This window comes from Bradyrhizobium zhengyangense, from assembly GCF_022012435.1.
GTDB lineage: Bacteria > Pseudomonadota > Alphaproteobacteria > Rhizobiales > Xanthobacteraceae > Bradyrhizobium > Bradyrhizobium zhengyangense.
The window spans coordinates 1-1,487 of sequence record NZ_JAKLUA010000076.1 but is presented as its reverse complement, the minus strand read 5'-3'; the positions used below and the strand labels follow the sequence as shown (position 1 = coordinate 1,487).

Sequence of the window (1,487 nt, the reverse complement as noted above, 5' to 3'; positions counted from 1 at the left end):
CGCAGCAGCGTCCCGCGGCTCTGAAATTCCTTCAGAAGGCGCTTGTAGTCGATGTCGAAGCCGAGAGTTTTCGCCGTTGCGTAAAGATTGGCCCCGTCGATGAAGAGCGCGATCTTGTCCGAAGGTGAATGAGACATCTATCTGGCTTTCGGTGAGCAAGTCGCGGTTTGAAGCATTGCGAAATTCGCGACACAGAAATCTGGGTCGCATTCTATATGGATAGCTACCGGAGATCGTCGAGGAGCTCAAACGTTTTAAGCTTCGACTAACAACAAGCTTATCTAAGGTGGAACTCTACCCCGGCCCGAAGGTTCTTCTGTCAAATTTGTTATGTGTCTAGTCTATCTCTATTTCCAGGTGCGCCTTTGAAGGTGTTTCGGATGAACGCTGGCGATTTTGATCTCTTTGATGTTTCGATACAGAGGCGCGGTCGTGGTTGGCGATGGGCCGTCATTGACCGGTCAGGCAACCCTTTGTTGAAGGGGAGTGAGCGCAGCAGGGCTGCAGCTCGTTACAAAGCCAGCAGGGAGATATTCCAGATGTTATTGGCTGCACCGTATCGAAATCAAATTCCACCGATGGCCTGGTCTCGCTCGCCTCGAAGCGTGAGGCGCTACGCACTTCCCCCACACCCAGAGAGGGAGCGCGGCTTGAAATCGAGAGGCTAATAGGCGAACGCATCGGTCTAACGAACCTGCGTGAGCGGCAGAAGATGCCCTAGGAGGCCAAAGTTGATCAGAGGCGCGGCCACGCCGAAATCTGCGCTCTGATCACTGCACTTTTCGCGCGATGTCTCTCAGGAGCGCGTGCAGAAAATCACTCGCATGGTCGTACCGCGCGCCGCCGCTCGCTAGTTCATGAGCGCGCGGCTCCACTACAGCACCGACGATTTCTGGACCGACTAGATCAGCCGTTGCCGACCATTGCTGCAAGAGGCGATCGGGAATGTATTCTGCAGACCCGAACAACCTCAAAAGGCATTCCTCGCCTTCGGCTTTATGGTCGTGATGAGCTTTCGCCGCGTAGAGAGCGAATAAACCACGAAAAGCATCTCGGGAAACGGCTGGTTTTGCCATTGCAATGTCCCCGCAGAATTGAATGCTCAACAAAGAGGCCACCTAAAGGCGGCCTCCAGAGTTCATCAAGGTGCGCTAAAAAACTCGTAATAAAACGCCTGCCGCAGCGTTGCCGTTGCTTCAGAACCCGGGATCAAAATAGATGCGGATGGAACGTGCCAGCCCCGGTCATAAGAGCATGCCAAGATGATTCGCTTTTGCCAACAAGAATCTGATGAATGCCGGGAAAATCTGGCAATTCCAAACTTATGTTAGGTTGGGTGACGCACCGGTCGGTTCGGCAGAGGGAGAGACCATGATGATCTATCAGATTTACGTGCCGATGTGTTGCTGGCCTAGCAGGCTGTTGAAAAAAGGCGCTCGCCGCCGACCGGTGACGGTGATTCATTGGCTCCGAAGAGAAGATTCGGA

Annotated in this window: 2 protein-coding genes; both read right to left on the bottom strand. The window is 53.7% G+C overall.

Translation table 11 applies throughout. The features are described 5' to 3' along the window. On the bottom strand, window positions 1–137 hold a 137-nt coding region (locus L6637_RS42220; protein ID WP_237874453.1), incomplete at its 3' end, for an NYN domain-containing protein. Window positions 138–770: 633 nt separating this feature from the next. Beyond that, window positions 771–1,076 (bottom strand): hypothetical protein, encoded by a 306-nt coding sequence (locus L6637_RS42215; RefSeq protein ID WP_237874452.1) that lies wholly within the window; start codon window positions 1,074–1,076, stop codon window positions 771–773. Window positions 1,077–1,487: the final 411 nt, after the last annotated feature.

Coding starts and splice junctions, on each gene's coding strand:
- L6637_RS42215 (WP_237874452.1), bottom strand. CDS start 1,076: ATGGCAAAACCAGCCGTTTCCCGAGATGCTTTTCGTGGTTTATTCGCT.